This is a genomic window from Neobacillus sp. S1115 (assembly GCF_055385565.1).
This window is the reverse complement of the sequence record NZ_AP038275.1, coordinates 2,419,392-2,440,482: the sequence shown is the minus strand read 5'-3', so window position 1 is coordinate 2,440,482 and position 21,091 is coordinate 2,419,392. Positions and strand designations below refer to the sequence as shown.

Sequence of the window (21,091 nt, the reverse complement as noted above, 5' to 3'; positions counted from 1 at the left end):
TGCACTTTGGGATTTCGGCAGAGGCTTTTCTCTATTTATTTTTCCAAACTCGCTTATTCTCGACTCGTTTTGTAAAACCTTTTGCATCAAGCTTTTCCAAGAACGGAATCATGTACTTGCGTGAAAGGTCAAGGACCTCTTTCGCTTCCCCCACTTCAAATTCGGGCCCCGTAGCGGTTTGAAGTTTATGAACGGCTTCTTTAAAAACATCTCCATGATAAGCAAACTGATCATCGAGCAACACAATCAACTCTTGGTCCTCTAGGAATCTTCGTAAATCCCCTTCCAGAGAATCCGGAATGCCTGCATCCGATAAATAGTCTTTTAAATAGCGAACTTTTAACTCATCCTTTTTCAATTCAGTAAGTAGATTTTCCGTCCGTTTTGCCCAGTTTTTTGGAACATGCGGTGAAAACTCAGCCAGCGAGACAAACTGTTCCCTCCGGTTAAATACCTTTTTAGAAATCGCATTTTCTACTACATAATCAAGAAGAGATTTCGAGAATTTTTTTTGCATCGATTGCAGAATTTCAGCTTTATTGACACCTTGCTTCATTGGATTTATATGATGATAATCCTGCAGTTTGTCATAAATATCTTCCTCTATAGAATGGATTAACTGTTGCAATGTATATTCCTTTCCATTAAAAAGAACAAATTCATCATCCTGGAGATGCTCGGATAAGGTTTCTTCGTCCAAGGCAGTCCGTTTGATTAATTCCGGTAATGAGAGGCTTTTCGCTTCCAACAGAGCGGCTGTTATCCGTTCTTTAGGCGTGCCAACTTTTTTCTTCTCCAGTTCCCCAATCGTTTGTTCTCCAAACCGATATTTATTTCCCCTAGGATCAATAACCCAGCCGCCGCCAATCGTTTCTGTTGGGCTTGGCCGTCTTAAGATGAAGCGATCACCGCGTTTGGTCAGGATTTCTTCCTCAAGTCTCAACTGGCAAAGGATTTCACCGTTCTCTTCTTTGATTTCATTTCGGTCAAAAAAGACAATCCGTCCCATTACTTCGGCTGTCCCAATATGCAGTTTAATCGGCATCCGCTGCTTGATTAAATGCTCCAATTCCTCCACAACACGAATGGCGACATCTATTATTCTGGTTACAATAAAATGCTCCGAGGAAACAAGAACTTCACCGCGTTCCAAATCCTCTTTTGAGACTCCAGACAGGTTAATTGCTGCACGTTGTCCGGCATAGGCTTTCTGGGAAGGTTTGTGATGAACTTGAATCTGCCGGGCTCGGACCTCCAGCCCTTTAGGCATGATTTTTAAAGCCTGCCCCTCTTCCACCGTGCCTTCATAAACCGTGCCGCGGACAACTGTCCCCTGCCCTTTCACAGTAAACACCTGGTCAATCGGCAGGCGGAAAGCTCCTTTGGCATCGCGCATCTCTTGTGCCTTGAGCTTTTTAATGATTAGCTGTTTTATTTCTTCAATTCCTTTTTTAGATAAACTGTCAATTAAAACAAATGGTGCATCCTCAAATACAGTGCCCTGCAGTTCTGCTAAAATATCATCCTGTACAAGTTCAATGAATTCTTCGTCGACTCGGTCAATTTTTGTTATGGCGATGATCCCGTTTTTGACACCGAGAAATTTTAAGATCTCGAGATGTTCTTTCGTTTGCGGCATGACACCTTCATCGGCTGCCACAACCAGTACCACCAGATCAATTCCGGCAACTCCGGCAATCATTTGGCGAATGAAGCGTTCGTGCCCGGGGACATCGATAACGGAAATCTGGATTTCCACATCTTCATATAATGGAGCAAATCCGAGTTCAATCGAGATTTGCCGCTCTTTCTCTTCTTTTAATCGGTCTGTATCAACATTGGTCAGGGCTTTCGTTAAGGATGTTTTCCCATGGTCAATATGCCCCGCCATTCCAATCGTAAAATATCTCTTTTCCAAGCTTGCCACCTTCTTTACCGGTCTTCTTCTCTACTGTAGCCTTAATAGGTTGATTGTTCAAGCGAACTTTTTTAGACAAGGATTAATATGTCTTAAATTGAAAGTAATGCACCAACCGCACCACAGTACTCCCCATTTTTTAAAAACGTTGACTGTAATCCAAGCATCTTAATATAGGTCTCAAGAGTCTTTGTCAAAGACGGATTTCCTATCAATGAACTTCCGATAAAAACAATCTCTTTCACCTTATGGATGGCTGCCGCTTGCAGCGATAGTAACATAATCGTTTCCGCAACCATATTGGTTACAGCGGCCATCCTGTCGGCTGGAGAATGCTTCACGCTCAAACCTTTCGCAAAATTTGCCGCAGTCAGGTCACCATTTATCGGAGGCGCATCGGACTCATAAATATCCTTCACCAGTAAGTCAAGGTTTTCCTTTTGTCCCGTTATGGCCAATTCAGACAGCCGATAAAAATTGGATTCATTCGTTAGAAGCATACCAAGTCCCATGAAGGTGCCCCCGCCCATGCCGCTCCCTAAAATGCGCTCATACTTTTCCCCATCCACCAAATGCCAGGAAGTTCCTGTTCCTACGTTGACAATGATAAATGGATCCGTCATTCTTTTTCCCTCTTCTAGTAAAAATAGCCTGACCCCTTCACAGGTTGCCTGAAACTCAGGAATAATCGTACCGATCGGGAAAAACCTTTCCTGCAAAATATGAGCCTTTCCACCTGTTAAAGCAGCCATTATATTCGGGGCAGCCGCTTTTAACCAGGAAATAGCGGACTCTAATTCACTGATTGGATATTTTTTATAATGCATTACACCACGTTCTTGAAAAGCAATTTTTATTAGAGAACCGCCTGCATCGATTCCCACCTTTTGCACAGTCAATCCTATCACCCCTCCAAGAATTACTATTATTTAATTCATTTTAAAAGGATATCGACCCGCCATGTCAAATCCTATATGTATCAAGACTAGGAGGAACAAAAATGATTAAACTAGTGAAGGTTTTAAAGAAAGAAGAACAAATTCTGCATAATCTCATGCAATTTTATATTTACGAATTTAGCCAATTTATCCCGGCTATCTCTTTGGAGGAAAATGGCGCATATAAGCCCTTCGATTTAACACCATATTGGAGCAGTCCTATCCACCATCCATTTTTTATAAAAAAAGATGAGGAATACATAGGGTTTGTTTTAGTAGAAAGTGCCACAGAATCGGAACCAAATACAATTCTAGAATTCTTTATCATTCGCAAATATTCCGGGAACGGCTTTGGAAAAATTGCCGCAAATGAAATTTTCACTCTTTTCCCGGGGAGGTGGCGAGTTACTCAAATCGAGAAGAACGAACCGGCCAAGGCTTTTTGGAGGAGTACCATTTCTAAATTCACCGGAGGTAGATTCAACGAAACAACTGATGAAAGAAGATGTACCATACAAGAGTTTGTAACGGTTTAATAATAGGGTGCCTTCGAGACACCCCTTCTTGAATTCATTTTCTTTTTTCAAAATGACTAATGAAAAAACCTGGTGCTACCTCCATGTCCTCCACCAATATGAAGCCATTTTTTTGATATAAATTTTTGGCAGGTTGATTGTCCTTTCCAGTGGAAACTTTATATACCTGGATGTTCCGGTCGATTTCTTCAACAGCATTTAATAGCTTTTCAGCAATTCCCTTTCTGAAGTGTTTAGGGTCGACTACCATTCGGCAAATCGTCAGTTCATTCCCTTCGATTTCATAAGAAACTGCTCCAGTAAGTTCTTCCCTTTCAAAAAATCCAATAAAGGTTTCATTACAATTCAGAAAATCTTCAAAGCTCTCCCTAAGAGGCGGGATATCATCAAAACCTATTAATTTTGCTTCTACTAGATAAGCGGCCCTTTGAAGGTTATATAGGTCCTTAGCTGTACTTAAATTTTTCATATTTATTTTTTGTATCATAAAGTTAATTCCTTTTAGTAATTTTCTATTTTTATTTCACTATAATCTGGCAACCACCTATTCATCAAGAGAAAGATGTTCAACCCGATTATAAGCTTTAATGATCCAGCCATTTTCCTCAAAATGAATATCATTAAGACAAGCGTTATCAATCCTCGACTTTCCGTAGCCCAATTCCCCATCTGACAAATGGGCGAGAATGGCATTGATAACGGCGCCGTGGGCGACGAGCAGAACATTTTTATCCTCGAAGTTGTGTTTAATTTTTTCCAGTCCTCCCATAAGACGTTGAATCAGGGCATCTGCACTTTCTTGATTTGTATAATTTCTGTCAGGGAAAGCCGTCCTTATTTCTTCAATCGTCATTCCTTCTGCGTCACCAAAAGACTTTTCCTTGAAATCGTCCATCACAACTAAAGGCACATTTATATAAGTATTGATGATTTCCGCTGTCTTTTTTGCTCGTTGTAATGGACTGGTTATAATAACATCCCATTGTGAATTTTTTAGGTATTCTCCACTTTCCTCGGCCTGCTTGATCCCTTTCGCGTTTAAGGGGATATCCGATCTTCCTTGTAGTCTACCTATAGCGTTCCATTCTGTTTCCCCGTGTCGTACGATGCAAATCTTCGTAATGTTAATCCTCACCTTTCAATCATTAATGGGAACTCTTGCTTTAAGCGGCCACTTCTTTAATCCATTCATTTGTTTATTTATATATAGTTTAAAAATCAATTGCTTATACAATGTAACCTTCCAAACTTAGCCACCGCAATCTAATTATATTTTCCTTCAAATTTTCATAATTGTAAATTTCCTGAAGTTATTCAATGTAAATTGGGACTGCTCCTTTACCAATTATAAATACACCTCAAGTCTTAGTTGAAAATAAACCCCTGGTACATCGTGGAAAATCAAAGGATTTCTTATGCTATATATAGAAGATGTATGAAGAAAAAGGGGATGAATTTAATGAAAAGAATTTTAATACTACTATTGGTTATAACCGGCTTATATATTGTTTTTAACCAATCCTACACATTCGATGTATTTGGTTCAGGTAAAAATGATGGGCAAGTTGCTATTACCAATGATACGAAGGTGATTAAGGTAGATGTGGGCAGTGTTAAGACAACCATTATTCCTGAAGACCGGAAAGATTTAAAGGCGGTTTATGAAGGCAAACAAAAGCTGACTGTTAAAGAAAATGGGGATACTGTAGAGGTTTCGCTAAAGAGCAAATGGTTTACATGGTTCAATTGGGGAAATAACAAAAGCAATCTAAAAATCTACATTCCGGAGGAATACAATAGAGATATGACCATTGATCTTGGATCCGGATATTTAACTTTTTCCGGGGAATCTAAAACTAAACCAATGGAATTACAAAAATTAACTGTTGATATCGGATCTGGATATATAAAGCTTAACAATCTCGATGTGAAAGAGCTTAATCAGGGCGTATCATCAGGAAAGGCAGACATCAATTCTGTTAAAGCTGATAAAGGTATATTTGATCTCAGTTCTGGAGTTCTCGACATTAAGCATTATTCTGGTGCATTAGCAGCCGATGTCAGCTCGGGGAAGCTGGCGGTTCAAGTTGATGAATTAACAGATTCCGTCAAAATGGATGTTAGCTCAGGTTTAGTTAATCTTGACCTGCCGGATGATGCTGATTTTAGATTAGATGGCGGGTTTAGCAGCGGCTTGATTAAATGCAACTTGCCATTGAAAGAAAAAGTCCAGGATAAAGACAGTATCAATGGTACACATGGGTCTGGAAAGCATACTGTTGATCTTGATGTTTCGAGCGGGATCATTCATATTTATTAATCACTCTACGTATATGGTTTCCTAACCTTCTAAAAAAGCGGCGCTTGTTAATGAGTGCCGCTTTTTGAATGGTAGTATTCTGCAGCAACCTTCCAATCCTCCAAAAACACTGACCAAAGATTAGGACGGCGCCTGACTGCTAAGGGATGATAGCCGACGGCAGTAGGGTAACCCTTAATTTCATGAATGGCACCACGAAGCAATTTTACCTCTGCTTCCGGATTGCCGAAAAAGGATTGAACCGCCACGTTTCCAAAGCAAAGAATCAGCTTAGGCTGCTTTTGCTCCAGCTGCTGCTTTAGATGAATCATGCATGTTTCACGCGTATGTTCTTTGTCATAGGCTCTTACCGGTTTTCTTTTTAAAATAAAGGTCACGTACAAATCGTCCATGGTGAAACCAACATGATGGGCAGCCTTTTGAAGAGTTTGCCTAGTCCCACATACGAATGGATTTCCTTCCCTGTCCTCGCGGGCTCCCGGGTTATCAAGAATTATCATAATCGGGGCTTCCGGGTTCCCCTCTCCCCAAACCATCCGTGAACCATGCTTATCTAAGCCGCACTCACTGCAGTTTTTTAAGTCTTCCGGAGTCGGCTCTTCCGGCCACAATATTGGACAAAAGTCTGACATGTTATCCCTCCAGTCATTTTAAAAACTAATGGTAGTTTAACCTTTTTCCATTTAGATAAATACGAAAATAGCGAGTAGGTTTCCCCACTCGCTTTTGTTTAATTCGTAAACACAAACTCCGTCCGGCTCCCGGCTTGCCCCGCGATAACCTCAAGTCTTGCATCAATTCGTTCCTTTAATTCCGGAACGTGCGAAATGATTCCGACCAAGCGCCCGCTGCTTTGGATATCCATTAACGCTTCAATCGCCTGTTCAAGTGATTCAGGGTCTAGTGTACCGAATCCTTCATCGATAAACATGGTTTCGAGCGAAACCCCGCCGGCATAGTTTTGTACCACGTCTGCCAGACCAAGCGCTAGCGACAAGGAAGCCTTAAAGCTTTCTCCGCCTGATAATGTTTTAACGTGGCGTTCCTGGCCTGTGTATTGGTCAAACACCAGCAATTCCAAGCCGCTTTGGGCATTCCCTTTAGCACGGTCTGTTTTTCGCAGCAACTGGAAACGGCCTGACGTCATTTTCTTCAATCTGTGATTAGCTTCTTGTAAAATATCATCCAAGAAAGCTGCCAACACATACCGTTCAAAGGTAATCCGGAAGCTGTTCTGGCCCTTCGTAATCTCGTAAAGATGTCCAATCAGCTTATACCGTTCCTCAAGGACCTTCATATTTTCATTTAATTTTTCCACACGGTTGAAGATTTCTTCGTTATCCCGTTTTTTCACAAAAAGGTCCGTATAATTGCGGTTTAACACCGCTATTTCACTGTCAATGATCGCAAGCTCATTTTTAAGCCCGTCCACATCTGGAGTTTTCACATTCATTAATTTTTCCGTTAATTCATTCAATCGGTCGGAAACAGAACGTAATTCCTCCCTAAACCCGCGAATCTCTGCTTCAAGGCCGCGAATCACAGCTTCAGAAAGTTTTGACGCATGATAGACATTGTAGTTTTCGAAGCCCTGTTCCACCAATTTATTCTTAAAAATCTCACGTTCAGTGGTTAATTCCTGCTGTTTAGAATCAAAGTGCTTCTCGGCGTCCTGCAATCTTGCAGATTCGGCAGCAATCTTTGCATTTACGGATTGCAAATGCCGTTGTGCCTCTTCTAACTGTTTAATTAGCGCATCATAGCGGTTTTTAGAAATGGTGAGTGCTTTTTCATATGCTGATTCAGAACGGAGATTCTCCGGAATTGTATTCATCATTCTAGTCAGAATTGTCTTCTTCTCAGTATATTGAACTGTCAGTTCCGAAACTTCTTGTCCTAATAGTTGAATCGCCTTTTGCAGCTTTTGTTTTTCTAATTCCTGATTCCCCAGTTCCCTCTTAACCAAATCGAGCTTATTCATTTTTTCCGCTAATTTTCGTTGCGTATCCTGCAGGCTATTTTTCTCAGCAAGAAGCTCCGATTTCAGAAGTGGTAAATCAGGTTCGAAGAACTCAGCACGGTAACTGCGAATTTCCTTTAGGACTTCCTCTACTGTTTCCCTTTGTGTATTTTCTGCAGACTGGCACTGGTAAAGCTTTGCTTCATCAAGAGATTTTTCTTTTTCCCATTTAGCCGCTTGTGCTTTCGCTGCCTTCATGTCTTCTTCACTTGGAACACTTCCATCGTGCAGGACGGCTTTAGCAGGGTGATGTTCAGAACCGCAAACTGGGCAAGCTTCCCCCTCGTGCAATTGTGTGGCTAATAGCGAAGCTTGTCCATGCAGCCATTTTTGCTCCAGTTCTTCCACAAGGACCTTTGCATCTCGAAATCTGGCAGCCGTATTTTCATATCGCCCTGTAATTATTTGCAGTTCCTGTTTAGCCTTGTGATGGCGGCCAAGCAAGTTTTCAAATTTGTCAAGGCGCTCAAGCTCTGACTGCAGTTTTTCAATCAGCTGTTTATTTTCAACAAACGCCAGCTGGCCTTTTTCAATTTCCTCCTTTTGCTGCTGAAGGAGTTTTAACCTCTGTTCTGTTAATTCAAGATTTCGTTCTGTTGTCACATGGTTACTTCTTGCGGTTTGCAAGGAGGTTTCTACCTTAGCAACCTCTTTCATTAAAGATGCAAATGAATAAACATCCTCTTTCATGTTAACTAACCGGTTTACTTCCTCTTGTGCTGTTTGCCGGTCTGCTTCTCTTTCGAGTTCAATCTGGAGGCTCATTTCTGACTGTGCCTTGAGGCTAGTTAAATTTCCTACCTCCGCTTTTAGTGCAGCAACATTAGCATTTAATCGATCCAATTCGCTCTTCAAACGATGGCATAACTCTTCCTGTTTGGCTAAAAGGGCCGCTTTTTGGGCACGCTGAACCTGCCTTTCTTTTTCCAAGAACAAATCAACCTGAGATTCCAAAAGAGCCTTCTTTTCCTTCAGTTCTTCCTTCTTTTGCAGCTGTTTAAGCGTCACTTCTGCTTCATATAGCTTGCCTTTAAGCGAATCTTGCTGCTTTACCTTTTCCTTTAACTCTTCAGACAACTGCCCCAATAATTTCTCCATACCGGCAATTTCTGCTGTCAATAGCGGCATTATGATGGTGTCATTGTCACTTCCGGCAGCTACATATTCCCGAAGTTCATCATTGGTCACTGCTTGAATCCGACGAATGGCTTCGTTCCTAGCCTGTACTTGGTCTTCAACGGACTTTTTCAGTTCATTCGCTTCCTCTTTCAGCTTATCCTCAACCATTTTATAAAGCTGCGTATGGAACAGCCGCTGCAATATGACTTCCTTATCTTTACTGTCTGATGTTAAAAGCTTGCGGAATTCGCCTTGAGGTATCATTAAGATCTGCCGGAATTGATTGGCATCAATCAGCATGATTTCTTTAATTTTTTCCTCGACATCGTTGATTTTGGAGGCTAACAGCTTTTTCTCTCCTTCAGCGTCCCACATATATAAATCTGCTTTTGCACCGATTGAAGTGTAGCCGTCACCTTTTTCCTTTGGTTTCAACTGCTGTGGCGAGCGGGTAATGGAATAGACCTTGCCCCTTAATGAAAAATCCAGAGAAACCTCGGTCAGCAAATCATCCTTGGCAAATTGACTCCGAAGTTCGGGGCCGTTACGATCCTCGCCGCTTGCCTTACCGTAAATGGCATAGCTAATCGCATCGAAAATCGTCGTTTTTCCAGCACCCGTTTTTCCGGATATGACGAACATCGTCCGATTGCCAAGTTCCGTAAAATCAATTACTTCCGTTTCAGCATAAGGGCCAAATGCCTTAATCGTTAGTTTTAACGGTCTCATCTTGCGCCTGCCCCCTTCAACACTTTATCGATGATCTCTGACATGGCATCTTTTTTATCCACTGTAAATTCGGACGTTGTCATCTCGTTGTAAAATTGTTCAAACAAATCGATTTCCGACTTTTTCTCGCTCCGAAGGGCGTTGAAGGATTGTTTTTTCTTTAAATCGGTCATCTCAATTTTCCGCTCTAAATGAAGTACGTTCGGGTATACTTGGCGCAGCTTATTAATTGGGTCAATAAGCGCTCCTTCATCTAATAGGTTTATTTTTAAATAGTCTTGGGTCCGTTCTTTTTCATAAAATTGCGGGTCGAGCAGTTGTTCAAGGTATCCCTCCATCTCGCGCATATCATGTGATGGAGTAAGAGAACGGTAACGGTGTTCAAAGTTTCCCTTCTCATCCATTTCAATGATTGAAATAGACTTTCTTTGTTTGGCTTCGGAAAAAGAATATTTTAACAGAGAGCCAGAATATTTAACCTTTTCGTGGATAATTGCATCAGGGCTGTGAAGGTGGCCCAATGCCGTATAAGAAAATGGCTCAAACAATTCTGCGCCGACGCATCCTGAGCCGCCAACGGATAAGATTCGTTCAGAATCGGATTGGACTCCGCCTAATACAAAGGCATGTCCAACCAAAACATTCGGTTCATTCGGGTTTAACGTTTCTTCGATTTTGCCAATCATCCTCTTCATCGCTTCTTGATGGGAGTGGATGGAGTCATCCTCAAAAAGCTGGCGTACGACCCCAGGCTCTGCGTACGGTACGAGATAAAAGTTTACCCCGTTAATCCGGACTGGATCAAAGCTGTTCGTGAGTTTGCCTGATAAATAAAATTGGCTGTGCTTGTACCATGAACTGCCAAACGAAAGGCGCTCCGCGCTGTCATGATTTCCGGCAATGGCTACAATCGGGGTTTTTAATTCAACATTTATTTTATAAAGGATTTCGTCAAGAAGTTCAACGGCATCGGTAGGAGGAACAGAACGGTCGTAAAGATCACCGGCAATGACAACTGCGTCTGGTTTCTCCTCCGCAACTACGTCCACGAATTGGTATAGGACCTCGCGTTGATTTTCCGTCATGTAAACGCCGTGTACCAATTTTCCTAAATGCCAATCAGCGGTATGGATAAATTTCATCTGCATCACTCCATGTTTTAAATACGTTTATACAATACTATTATTATAGCAAAATATATAGCAGGCTGGCCTTGGAAATGGGTTATGTTTTTTGGAAGATGGGGGGATAATATCCATTGTGTGGGGAGACAATAAAAAACAGTCCGGCACAAGTACCGGACTGTTATAGTTAGTTTAATAAAATTACTTCTTAGTTACGTTAGCAGCTTGTGGTCCACGAGCTCCTTCAACTACTTCGAAAGAAACTTCTTGGCCTTCTTCTAAAGTTTTGAAACCTTCAGTTTGGATTGCAGAGTAATGTACGAATACGTCGTTTCCGTCTTCTCCTTCGATGAATCCGAAACCTTTTTCTGAGTTAAACCATTTTACTTTACCGTTTTTCATAAAAAAAAATCCTCCTATTGGCTTGAAAAAAGCCATGTGTAAAATTCACCAAATTACAACGCAGATAGCTTTACTCATTACTTCATCCAAACTTCGGTCAAAACCTTGATCAAGCATATTACATAAATCTAATCTCGTGCAACGGCTGTTTACAATTTATCATTATTTAGTAGGAAAGTCAAGAAAGGGCAAGACGACATAAACTGACATCTTTTTCGCTAATCCCATGATTTTTTATTATTCATACAATAATATTTACTTATTAATCTATCGGATGAGGAGGAAAACAAGAACCATATGTCGTTTTTTGAAGAAAAATATTTGGGCTTTCCTTTTGAAAAAGTCCTGACTGGTTTACTATTTAAATAGAAAAAAGCCGAAGATTTTAATTCTTCGGCGTAACTGCTGGTACTTCTTCCTCTTCTTTAAATTTATCCAATATGGTGATGGTATCGACCAAATGATTGTTGAAAATCTGTCTTGCTACTGCTAACAGGTCGATGATCATAGGATCCTTTAACGTGTAGATAACTTTGTTTCCATCCTTGGTGCCCGATACGATATTTTTTGCTCTTAGTACCTGCAGCTGCTGTGAAACAGCCGAACCTTCACTGCCTGCAAGTGTCTGTATTTCATTGACACTTTTTTCTCCCTCAGCGAGAATTTCTAAAATACGAATTCTTAATGGATGAGCCAAAGCTTTAAAAAATTCTGCTTTAAATCGCTGCATTTCTAAATTCAATTCATCATCACCTTTACTGTAAAACTAGAAGGTAGCCGTTAATTTCTGTCTGCTTCCCTCTTTTGCCTCTGTACCGGAAAGCTTCTTACATTCTCTAAATGCAAAATGCTTACAGCCTAGGCATTTATTTTGATTAATTTCCTTCAAAGCATATTGAATGGCTTCACCGGTATGAGCAAAGAAATGTTGTTCTCCAACAACCTCGTATAACCCCGTCTTTTTCAATACACTTTCCGGCTGCGGATTTATTCCTGATATTAATACTATACCATTTTTGGAAAAGTGGCGTACAATACTTGCCAAATTCGCTTCCCCGGTTGTGTCCATAAATGGAACTCTGCCCATCCGCAACAACAGAATCTTGGGACGATAATTGATGGTATTCATGATCGTTTCTTCAAATGTAAGGGCTGCACCAAAAAACAGCGGGCCTTCAATATTAAAGATGCTAATCTGCGGACAGTCGTGTGTATCAGTCACCATCCCAGTTTCCACCTTGGCTCGATTGGTTTGCGGGTTAGGCAGCGCTTTGGCCGTAATCATGACGTCGCTCATCCGTTTGACAAACAGAATGGCCGACATGACCAATCCCACCTCCACCGCCACGGTCAAGTTCACAAAGACTGTTAATACAAATGTGACGACAAGAACAAGAGAGTCCGTTGATTTTGTTTTAAAAATATGAGCAAAAACTTTTTGCTCGCTCATATTCCAAGCAACGACCATTAATATCGGCGCCATGCTGGCAAGTGGAATAAATGAAGCATATGGTGCAAAAAAGATTAACACAAGCAGTACCACAATTCCATGAAAAATCCCTGATAACGGTGAAACTGCTCCATTTTTTATATTTGTTGCTGTCCGGGCAATCGCACCTGTCGCCGGAATTCCGCCAAATAATGGCGTAATCATATTGGCAATACCTTGCCCGACAAGCTCTTTATTGCTGTTGTGACGACCGCCCGTCATCCCATCTGCGACCACCGCAGAAAGAAGCGATTCAATCCCGCCAAGCATGGCTATAATAAAGGCCGGCCTGATCAATTCTAGGATGATATCCAAATTTAACTCAGGCACATGCAGCGCGGGCAGCGTACTAGGAATTTGACCATAGGCCGTTCCAATGGTTGCTACCTCACCAGGATAAAACAATGAAGCGGCGGCCGTTGAGACGACTAGACCGATTAAAGGCCCCGGAACCTTTGGCGCGATTTTCGGTGTTATGATAATCGTTGCCAAACAGATCGCTGCTGTTAAAATACTGAAAATATTCGTAGATCCTAGGTGCACAACAATTTCCTTAATGTTTAAAATAAATTCCTCATGCTTTTTGATGCCCTCTAAACCTAGGAAACTGGCAATCTGTCCTGTAAAAATGGTTACCGCAATACCTGCGGTAAAGCCGATGGTAACAGGCCTTGGGATATATTTAATCAGCGAACCAAGCTTAAATATCCCCATTAAGACAAGGATTACTCCAGCCATAAAACCAGCAATCAGCAGGTTTTCATAGCCATACGTCATGACGATTCCAAACAAAATCGGAATAAAAGCACCCGTTGGACCGCCAATTTGATACTTGGAGCCGCCGAATAAGGAGATAAGAATCCCGGCAACAATGGTCGTATAGATTCCATACTCTGGCTTCACTCCGGAAGCAATGGCAAAGGCCATACCAAGGGGGATGGCAATCACCCCGACAATCAACCCCGAGAGCAGATCCTTTGGTACACTCTTTAAAGAATAATGATGGAATCTTTTGTCTGTAAACATACTCACCCTTCTTATCACCTATTTTTGTATATCTGATTATTTGAATATATAATAATAGATAAATATAATCAATAGTATTTGTAAAAAAATGTACAATTGTAATCCTTTTTTGTTTATGGTACAATAGCATAGCGATGAGCTGAATTGCATAAGACGAGAAAACATTCCTTTTAGGAGCACACAATGTGGAGTGTGGTTTTTTCGCCGCAATACGCAAAGACGCCTGATTTTTCAGGCGTCTTTTTTATTTGGTTTCTCGGTTAAAATTAGCACTTTTTTCCTATATCCATTAAAATATACTTGGGTGTTAATTTTTAAAAGTGGAGGAATCCGTTATGAATAACCACGAAATAGATTACAAAATTTACGGCGATGATATGCAGTTTGTTGAGGTGGAGCTGGACCCGCAGGAAACAGTTGTCGCAGAAGCGGGAAGTTTCATGATGATGGATGACGATATTCAGATGGAGACCATTTTCGGTGATGGTTCTGGCGGTAGTGGCGGCGGCCTGATGGGCAAGCTGTTTTCAGCAGGAAAACGCGTGTTAACAGGTGAAAGCTTATTTATGACAACCTTCACGAATGCAGGTGCAGGCAAACGCCATGTATCTTTTGCTTCCCCTTATCCTGGAAAAATCATTCCGATGGATTTAAGCCAGTTTGACGGCAAAATTGTCTGTCAAAAGGATGCATTTCTCGCAGCGGCAAAGGGAGTTCAGGTCGGCATTGAGTTCCAGCGAAAAATTGGCGTTGGCTTCTTCGGCGGCGAGGGCTTTATCATGCAAAAGCTCGAAGGCGACGGAATGGCGTTTGTTCACGCAGGCGGAACGATCATTAAAAAGGATCTTCTTCCTGGTCAAAGTTTGCGTGTAGACACAGGTTGTTTGGTGGCAATGACTCGTGATGTCCATTATGATATTGAGTTTGTAAAAGGCGTTAAAACAGCATTGTTCGGCGGTGAGGGCTTATTCTTCGCAACATTGCGTGGCCCTGGTTCAGTTTGGATACAGTCCCTGCCATTCAGCAGGCTGGCAAGCCGCGTATTTGCTGCAGCACCCGCACGCGGCGGCAGCAAAGATGAAGGCAGTATCGCCCGCGGGCTTTTTGATATGTTTAATGGCGATTAATTAAATTGTGGGATTTCCTAAATTCAGCAGATAACAAAAATAAAACCGGGTCTCCAGCCCGGTTTTGTTTATTCGCTATTTTAGGTGAAGCTTTTTCAACTCTGTAAACGCCTGTTCTCTTTTTAAATTATAGGATTGCCAAGAAGAATTCCCTGTTAGCGCCTCCTTCTGCCTGACTTCTAAAATTTGCGTCAAACCTTCAATATTCTTATCTTTTTCGTAAAGGTCGATTAACCCCAGAATGCCAGTATAGGACAGGCTGTCAAAGTGGTGAACATCAATTTTCCCTGTTAATTCATAGCGGTCGAGGTTCTTACTTACGACAATTTGATTAGGATCGATGACAGTCATGACTGTGTAATAAAGCAAGGATGAAATAAAGAAAAAATGAAATAACGACAGCCGTTCTATCCAAACTTTCACCAATGTATAGGTAAAAATAAACACTAAAAATAGCATAAACGAGTGTGCCATGACTCTTATAAAGGTAAACCCATAAGCATCTTCATACATACTTAACCTGATAAAAGCCGAGCATAGCATCACAGCACTTGAAAACACCAAAAGTGTCAGCAGGATTTGCGTAAATCTTTTTATAAAATGAGATGTCAAGCCCACGAAAGTCAACACAACCACAATAATCGATAAATTAATGATGGTGACGAATAACAGTTCAAAAAAACCCTTCCTAGCGTACTCGGCATAGGTATAATCACCCTGAAGGGTTCCACTGAAGAAATATTTAAACTGAACTACGGTAAATAATAGATAAACGATATTAATTAAACAAAGAACCGTTATGGTGATAATCGCATCCACTTTCAATCCCTGTTGGAACTCAAGCTGCTTGATCACCTCAATTTGCTTTTTAATCAAGACTTGCATAAACCCAAAGAATGCTGCCGTAAAAATAAGAATGACGATTAACCTTATCATGCCTTCTGCATCTAATACCTCGAACCAATTCGGAATTCCGCCCATAATCCGTTCAAACTGAGTATCCGCCGACATAAGAAGACTTAAAACCACAAATAGGACTGGGATTGAGATCAGAATACCGATGAAAACCTTTTTCCAGATGATAAATTTATCTTCATCCACTCCTCGTTTTACACCGCTTCCAATCAACTTAGTCATTGCCGCATTATACTTGATTGCATCTAACAGTCTAAGAAACAAATAAGGTATAAACCAGATTTTATTCCACTGCATACTTTTCGGACTTGTTACAATGACTATATGAAAAACAACTAGCACGGGTATCACTAAAATGTTTAATACATTAAAAAATTTATTATCATTTAAAAAGTAGCTTGCGGCCAGAAGCCAGATGCAGCATAGAACCAGGTAACCGAAACGTTGGTGGGTAAACGTAAAGCTTCGGTACCGCCAAAAAAATACTGCATAAAAAGCCATCAGAAACACCAAATATGAAATCCCTACTTGCCCACGGAAAAATGATTCTTCAGCTAAAATCCCTAGCAACAAGCACAAACCTAAAAACAGCCAATCTATTTTTTCCATTTTGCTTTCCATGTTCATCCCTCATTTACATTGTTTTTCTATATACATCGTATTACTAGGTAATATCGCAAAAAAAACTGCTTATATCGACGCTTTCCTCCCCCAGCGATAGCCAAGCATACTTATTGGGTACAGAAATATCGTAAAAATGATACAAGCAATAATAAATGTTTTCGTTAACAAAGGAGCAAACCATGAATGTGGTATGATTTCGAAAACAGTTAGCGTCATTAAAATTATGTTAGGTATGAGCGATAAAAAAAATGTTTTTCTAAGCAGCTTTCGGCCGCCATGTCCAAAGCCTTTGCCGATTTCATACCCCAATAACGCCCAAAAAAACATATACAAGAAGGCAATTAAAGTGGGAATGGATGTTAGATGATTCCAAATTGATGTCAGCCACGACCAATGGTACAAATTATGTATAAGCGTAAGAAAACTGCCTCCTGCAAAAAAAATAATATTGAGGAGAATGAACAGCCATTTCATATTGCTCGGAGTGACGGAAAGTTCTTCCTTCCAAGCGGCAGCTATTTCTTCCGGACTTCCGAGCCTTGCGAATAAAAGGTCCTCAAGCTTCCCATGATCCGTATCTTCAAAGGATTCCAAGATGATTTCATCAATATGGGTCTCGTATTCGCGAAGAATATTTTCTTTATCTTTGTGAGTACCGAGTTCTTGGGACAGTTCATTAAGAAACTTATTCTTCAGCTGTTCCATGCTTCGATCTCCCAATAACCTTATTCATTACTTTTACAAAGTCCTGCCATTCTTGTGTTTTTTCTGCGAGCACTTCTTTTCCAGCGTCAGTGATGCGATAATACTTGCGGGCCGGTCCCTTCTCCTGCTCCTGCCAATAGCATTCAATGTATTCCTGCTTTTCAAGCTTATGGAGCGCGGGATATAATGTCCCTTCCTTTACACTTAAACCATTTTCACTGCGCTGCTCTAATTCCTTTACCAGCTCGTAGCCATACATGTCGCGCTCGTTTAATAATTGTAATAAGATTAACGATGTGCTTCCCTTTACCAGTTCGCGGTTAAACATTTTTTCACCTACCTAGATTTATTAGGTATATAGAAATTCTACAAGACAATTTTTTCCTTGTAAAGGGTTTTTACATAAAAAGTGACGATTTTTAAAAAAATCGCCACCCCCTTGAGTCTTTTTATTTCATTTTGAAATCATCCTGCTGACGCTCAATATACTCATCACGTTCGCCGCCATCAGACAATTCCTCGGAAAATCCATAACCCGTGTCACTCTGCACCAAGTTGCTTGTCCTGATTGTTTTTGGATGTAAATTGTTATTAGGTGCAGCCTGCTCATTCCACTTTCCCATCGATATCACCTCATTTTTATTATTTGGTGATTTTAAAAGATTATCCACTAAAAAAAACGCTTGGACCAAGCGTTTTTGAAAATTAAATAACCATTTTTTTATCATTTTGAAGTTGTAATTCTTGCTCTTCTGTTCCGTCCTGCTCGCGGTTCTTTTTAATTTTAAAATGATAAATCAAGTAGCAGGCGATAACAAATGGAACACCAAGATACAATGCCAAGCGCTGCTCTGAGTCAAATGCCAAGCTGGACAATACCACAATGTTTAGGGTTAATGCAATAATTGGCAGGATTGGAAATAGTGGTGTTTTAAATTTCAAATCCTCCACTTTACCGCCTTCACGGATAAATTTACGACGGAAGGCAATTTGTGAAGCAGTGATGGAAATCCAGCCCACCTGTGCTCCTAAACCTGCTACTGACAAAAGCCAAACAAAGACAGTTTTTTCAGCAAAAAAGCCTGATAATAAAGATAGGAGTGCAATCCCAAGTGTTAACAGAAGCGCATTAAATGGAACACCATTCTGGGTTACTTTTGTTAAAGCAGGGCTGGCCATCTTTTCCTTGGACATTGCATACAACATCCGGGTTGCAGCGTAAAGACCTGAGTTTGCTACAGAAAGTAAAGCTGTTAGGATTACAAAGTTCATAATATCAGCAGCATATGGAATACCGATGCTGTCAAATACCACAACGAACGGACTTTCCACCACACCTGCTTTTTCCATTGGAATGATACCGGCTACGACAAAGATTGCTAACACGAAGAAGAACAGTGTACGCCAAACTGTTTGTTTAATCGATTTTGGAATGGTTTTCTCCGGCTCTTCACTTTCTCCGGCAGCAATCCCGATTAATTCGGTACCCTGGAACGAGAAGTTAACTGCAATCATGGTAATGATTAAAGCAGTAAAGCCGTGCGGCATGATACCGTGAGCTGTAAAGTTCGATAAGAATGGGGCAGCATGTCCGCCTTTCATATGAATTAGACCAAACATGGCAGCGCCGCCTAGTGCGATAAACATGATAATAGCTAAAATTTTTATACTTGAGAACCAAAATTCTGCTTCACCAAAAGCTCGGGCAGATAAAGCATTTAGAGAAAATAATACTACAGCAAAAACTGCACTCCATACCCACACATCTACATGCGGAAACCAGCGCTGCATCAGCTGTCCTGCTGACAGCAGTTCAAGAGCAACAGTAACAGCCCATCCTAACCAATATAACCAACCAAGAGCAAATCCTGTCCCCGGTCCAATAAATTTAGTGGTATAGGTTTGGAACGATCCCGATACTGGCATGGCGACAGATAATTCACCAAGACAAAGCATTGTTAAAAACATAATGAAACCGCCGACGATATACGAAATAATTGCTCCTGTCGGCCCTGCCTGGCTGATGGTATAACCAGATCCTAAGAACAAACCTGAACCGATGACTCCGCCTAGCGAAATCATGAACAGATGGCGGGACTTCATCGTTCTTTGCAGTTCGTGAGTTTGATTGTTTTCAGGTAATTGCATGAAATTTCCCCTCTTCCCCATTGAAGTATACGCTTTCAAATTGATGATCATTGTAAAAATAGGAGAGAATGTGACTAGCCAGCTGCCTTCACTTTTCTGTCACACAAGAAAGAATAAGCGAATTTATAATTTTATACAACCGACAAATCTTTCTAAAATTATCACTATTTTTACGTTATATTAATTTGCAATTTTCATGCCAAAATAAAAAGCTTAATTTTTGAACATTTTTCGAAATTATAGCGCCAAAATTTTTGGCATAATATTAAATATTTTGCGCCCCAAATGCAAAAATACTCTTCCCAGCAAAATGGGAAGAGTATTAAATGGATGTAAAATCAACTATTTTTTTTAATCGCAGCCGGTAATTTGTAAATCATCTTGGATGATTCCTAACTTGGTTTGCGGATCCACCTTTTGTCCCTTCTTTACATAAATGGATCTTACATAGCCGCTTATACCGAACGAAATCTCTACAATGGCACCGTTCTCTGCTCTTACTAGAAATAGTTTCTCCCATTCATACACATGGTTGTTTTCCTTTGCGACAACTTTTTCAACCGTGCCAGAACAGGGACTATAAATAGTTTCATCCTTAAAAATCAATTTTGTTCTCTCCTTATCTAAGATTTCGTCCGATTTTGAAAGCTTCTTACACCCAGCCGCGGAATTGTGCTGCTTCCGCCATTTTTCTAATACCTGTCATGTAGGCGGCCAAACGCATGTCAACTTGATATTCATGCGCCGTCCGATAGATTTTTTCGAAAGAGTCAACCATTACTTTTTTAAGTTTCTCGGCTACTTCCTCTTCAGTCCAATAATAACCTTGATTATTTTGCACCCATTCAAAATAGGAAACTGTTACACCGCCTGCACTTGCCAAAATATCAGGGACAAGCAGGACACCGCGTTCAGTCAGAATATTCGTTGCTTCAAGAGTTGTCGGACCATTAGCAGCTTCGACTACAATTGCTGCTTTAATATTGGCTGCGTTTTCCGCAGTGATTTGATTTGAAATGGCAGCAGGAACAAGAATGTCACACTCTAATTCAAGCAGTTCTTTATTGGAAATTGTCTCTTTAAAGAGCTGTGAGAACGTACCAAAACTATCTCTTCTATCAAGCAAGAAGTCAATGTCAAGACCATTTGGGTCATGGACTCCACCATAAACATCGGAAACAGCAATAACCTTTGCACCGGCATCATGCATGAATTTAGCTAAATAGCTGCCCGCGTTTCCGAAACCTTGGATAACTACCCGAGCACCTTGCAGTTCAATGCCTTTTTTCTTAACCGCTTCTCCGATGCAAATAGTTACGCCACGTGCCGTTGCTGTTTCACGCCCTTGGGAACCGCCCAATACGATTGGCTTACCGGTAATAAATCCTGGTGAGTCGAACTCGCGAAGACGGCTGTATTCATCCATCATCCACGCCATAATTTGGGAGTTCGTATAAACATCCGGAGCCGGAATGTCCTTTGTCGGACCAACAATCTGGCTAATCGCACGAACATAGCCGCGGCTCAATCTTTCAAGCTCTCTAAAAGACATCTTCCTCGGGTCGCAAATGATGCCGCCTTTACCTCCGCCATAAGGAAGATTGGTGATGCCGCACTTTAAGCTCATCCAGATGGACAATGCTTTTACTTCTTCTTCATTCACTTCCGGATGGAAGCGAACGCCGCCCTTAGTTGGACCAACAGCATCATTATGCTGGGAGCGGTAACCGGTAAACACTTTAACCGAACCGTCATCCATTCTGACTGGTATGCGGACTGTCAACAATCTTAATGGTTCTTTTAATAAGTCAAACATCTCGTTTTGGTAACCCAATTTTGCCAAAGCCTTTTGTATTACTGTTTGTGTAGAGTAAAACAAATTTAATGACTCCTGCTCCTTTTGCTGCTCTTTTTTCATTTCATTTACCACTGCATTAACAGACATGGAAGA

General features: G+C 40.9%; 20 protein-coding genes. 3 read left to right on the top strand and 17 right to left on the bottom strand.

The window, feature by feature from the left end; translation table 11 throughout:
• Positions 1-31 precede the first annotated feature (31 nt).
• Together selB and coaW are read right to left on the bottom strand one after the other, a co-directional pair.
• Positions 32-1,918 (bottom strand): selenocysteine-specific translation elongation factor, encoded by a 1,887-nt coding sequence (gene selB, locus ACZ5B7_RS11845; RefSeq protein WP_464493879.1) that lies wholly within the window; start codon positions 1,916-1,918, stop codon positions 32-34.
• 92 nt (positions 1,919-2,010) lie between these two features.
• Positions 2,011-2,811 (bottom strand): type II pantothenate kinase, encoded by an 801-nt coding sequence (coaW, locus tag ACZ5B7_RS11840; protein WP_464494482.1) that lies wholly within the window; start codon positions 2,809-2,811, stop codon positions 2,011-2,013.
• A gap of 107 nt (positions 2,812-2,918) precedes the next feature.
• On the opposite strand from coaW, the gene ACZ5B7_RS11835 reads away from it, so the two are divergent.
• Positions 2,919-3,392 (top strand): GNAT family N-acetyltransferase, encoded by a 474-nt coding sequence (locus tag ACZ5B7_RS11835; RefSeq protein ID WP_464493878.1) that lies wholly within the window; start codon positions 2,919-2,921, stop codon positions 3,390-3,392.
• A gap of 34 nt (positions 3,393-3,426) precedes the next feature.
• Here the strand turns inward: ACZ5B7_RS11835 and ACZ5B7_RS11830 are convergent, their stop codons facing one another.
• Together ACZ5B7_RS11830 and ACZ5B7_RS11825 are read right to left on the bottom strand one after the other, a co-directional pair.
• The gene (locus ACZ5B7_RS11830) at positions 3,427-3,879 is read right to left on the bottom strand and encodes a GNAT family N-acetyltransferase (protein WP_464493877.1); all 453 of its coding nucleotides are present in this window, start codon (positions 3,877-3,879) and stop codon (positions 3,427-3,429) included.
• 57 nt (positions 3,880-3,936) lie between these two features.
• Positions 3,937-4,515 (bottom strand): histidine phosphatase family protein, encoded by a 579-nt coding sequence (locus ACZ5B7_RS11825; RefSeq protein ID WP_464494481.1) that lies wholly within the window; start codon positions 4,513-4,515, stop codon positions 3,937-3,939.
• Between the two features lie 336 nt (positions 4,516-4,851).
• On the opposite strand from ACZ5B7_RS11825, the gene liaG reads away from it, so the two are divergent.
• On the top strand, positions 4,852-5,712 hold the full coding sequence (gene liaG, locus ACZ5B7_RS11820; RefSeq protein ID WP_464493876.1) for a LiaG family protein: 861 nt from the start codon (positions 4,852-4,854) through the stop codon (positions 5,710-5,712).
• 47 nt (positions 5,713-5,759) lie between these two features.
• Here liaG and ACZ5B7_RS11815 read toward each other — a convergent pair whose 3' ends face one another.
• The 6 genes from ACZ5B7_RS11815 to ACZ5B7_RS11790 form a co-directional block, all read right to left on the bottom strand.
• Positions 5,760-6,344, bottom strand: coding sequence for a uracil-DNA glycosylase (locus tag ACZ5B7_RS11815; RefSeq protein WP_464493875.1), 585 nt, complete (start codon positions 6,342-6,344; stop codon positions 5,760-5,762).
• A 98-nt stretch (positions 6,345-6,442) separates the two neighbouring features.
• Positions 6,443-9,580: an AAA family ATPase gene (locus ACZ5B7_RS11810; RefSeq protein ID WP_464493874.1), complete on the bottom strand. Its 3,138-nt coding sequence runs from the start codon at positions 9,578-9,580 to the stop codon at positions 6,443-6,445.
• Positions 9,577-10,722, bottom strand: a complete 1,146-nt coding sequence (locus tag ACZ5B7_RS11805) for an exonuclease SbcCD subunit D (protein WP_464493873.1) — start codon at positions 10,720-10,722, stop codon at positions 9,577-9,579. Before ACZ5B7_RS11805 ends, ACZ5B7_RS11810 begins: the two co-directional genes overlap by 4 nt.
• A gap of 183 nt (positions 10,723-10,905) precedes the next feature.
• Positions 10,906-11,106, bottom strand: coding sequence for a cold-shock protein (locus ACZ5B7_RS11800; RefSeq protein ID WP_042463935.1), 201 nt, complete (start codon positions 11,104-11,106; stop codon positions 10,906-10,908).
• A 385-nt stretch (positions 11,107-11,491) separates the two neighbouring features.
• Complete coding sequence (locus tag ACZ5B7_RS11795; RefSeq protein ID WP_213140476.1) at positions 11,492-11,848, bottom strand: ArsR/SmtB family transcription factor; 357 nt, start codon at positions 11,846-11,848, stop codon at positions 11,492-11,494.
• Between the two features lie 24 nt (positions 11,849-11,872).
• On the bottom strand, positions 11,873-13,621 hold the full coding sequence (locus ACZ5B7_RS11790) for a SulP family inorganic anion transporter (RefSeq protein ID WP_464494480.1): 1,749 nt from the start codon (positions 13,619-13,621) through the stop codon (positions 11,873-11,875).
• A gap of 335 nt (positions 13,622-13,956) precedes the next feature.
• On the opposite strand from ACZ5B7_RS11790, the gene ACZ5B7_RS11785 reads away from it, so the two are divergent.
• Complete coding sequence (locus tag ACZ5B7_RS11785) at positions 13,957-14,748, top strand: TIGR00266 family protein (protein WP_423801998.1); 792 nt, start codon at positions 13,957-13,959, stop codon at positions 14,746-14,748.
• Positions 14,749-14,823: 75 nt separating this feature from the next.
• Here ACZ5B7_RS11785 and ACZ5B7_RS11780 read toward each other — a convergent pair whose 3' ends face one another.
• The 7 genes from ACZ5B7_RS11780 to ACZ5B7_RS11750 all read right to left on the bottom strand — a co-directional run bounded on the left by ACZ5B7_RS11780 (position 14,824) and on the right by ACZ5B7_RS11750 (position 21,058).
• Positions 14,824-16,284 carry a DUF4153 domain-containing protein gene (locus tag ACZ5B7_RS11780; protein ID WP_464493872.1) on the bottom strand — a complete coding sequence of 487 codons (1,461 nt, stop codon included), beginning with the start codon at positions 16,282-16,284 and terminating at the stop codon, positions 14,824-14,826.
• Positions 16,285-16,353: 69 nt separating this feature from the next.
• Positions 16,354-16,992, bottom strand: a complete 639-nt coding sequence (locus ACZ5B7_RS11775) for an HAAS signaling domain-containing protein (protein WP_464493871.1) — start codon at positions 16,990-16,992, stop codon at positions 16,354-16,356.
• Positions 16,973-17,320 carry a PadR family transcriptional regulator gene (locus tag ACZ5B7_RS11770; protein WP_464493870.1) on the bottom strand — a complete coding sequence of 116 codons (348 nt, stop codon included), beginning with the start codon at positions 17,318-17,320 and terminating at the stop codon, positions 16,973-16,975. The genes ACZ5B7_RS11775 and ACZ5B7_RS11770 overlap by 20 nt, the downstream gene beginning before the upstream one ends.
• Positions 17,321-17,441: 121 nt before the next feature.
• Positions 17,442-17,615, bottom strand: a complete 174-nt coding sequence (locus ACZ5B7_RS11765; protein WP_378581396.1) for a hypothetical protein — start codon at positions 17,613-17,615, stop codon at positions 17,442-17,444.
• Positions 17,616-17,697: 82 nt separating this feature from the next.
• Positions 17,698-19,140 (bottom strand): amino acid permease, encoded by a 1,443-nt coding sequence (locus ACZ5B7_RS11760; protein ID WP_464493869.1) that lies wholly within the window; start codon positions 19,138-19,140, stop codon positions 17,698-17,700.
• Positions 19,141-19,491: 351 nt separating this feature from the next.
• Complete coding sequence (locus ACZ5B7_RS11755; RefSeq protein WP_423801994.1) at positions 19,492-19,746, bottom strand: biotin/lipoyl attachment domain-containing protein; 255 nt, start codon at positions 19,744-19,746, stop codon at positions 19,492-19,494.
• A gap of 46 nt (positions 19,747-19,792) precedes the next feature.
• A complete protein-coding gene (locus tag ACZ5B7_RS11750) occupies positions 19,793-21,058 on the bottom strand; it encodes a Glu/Leu/Phe/Val family dehydrogenase (protein ID WP_464494479.1) in 1,266 nt (421 codons plus the stop codon).
• Positions 21,059-21,091 lie beyond the last annotated feature (33 nt).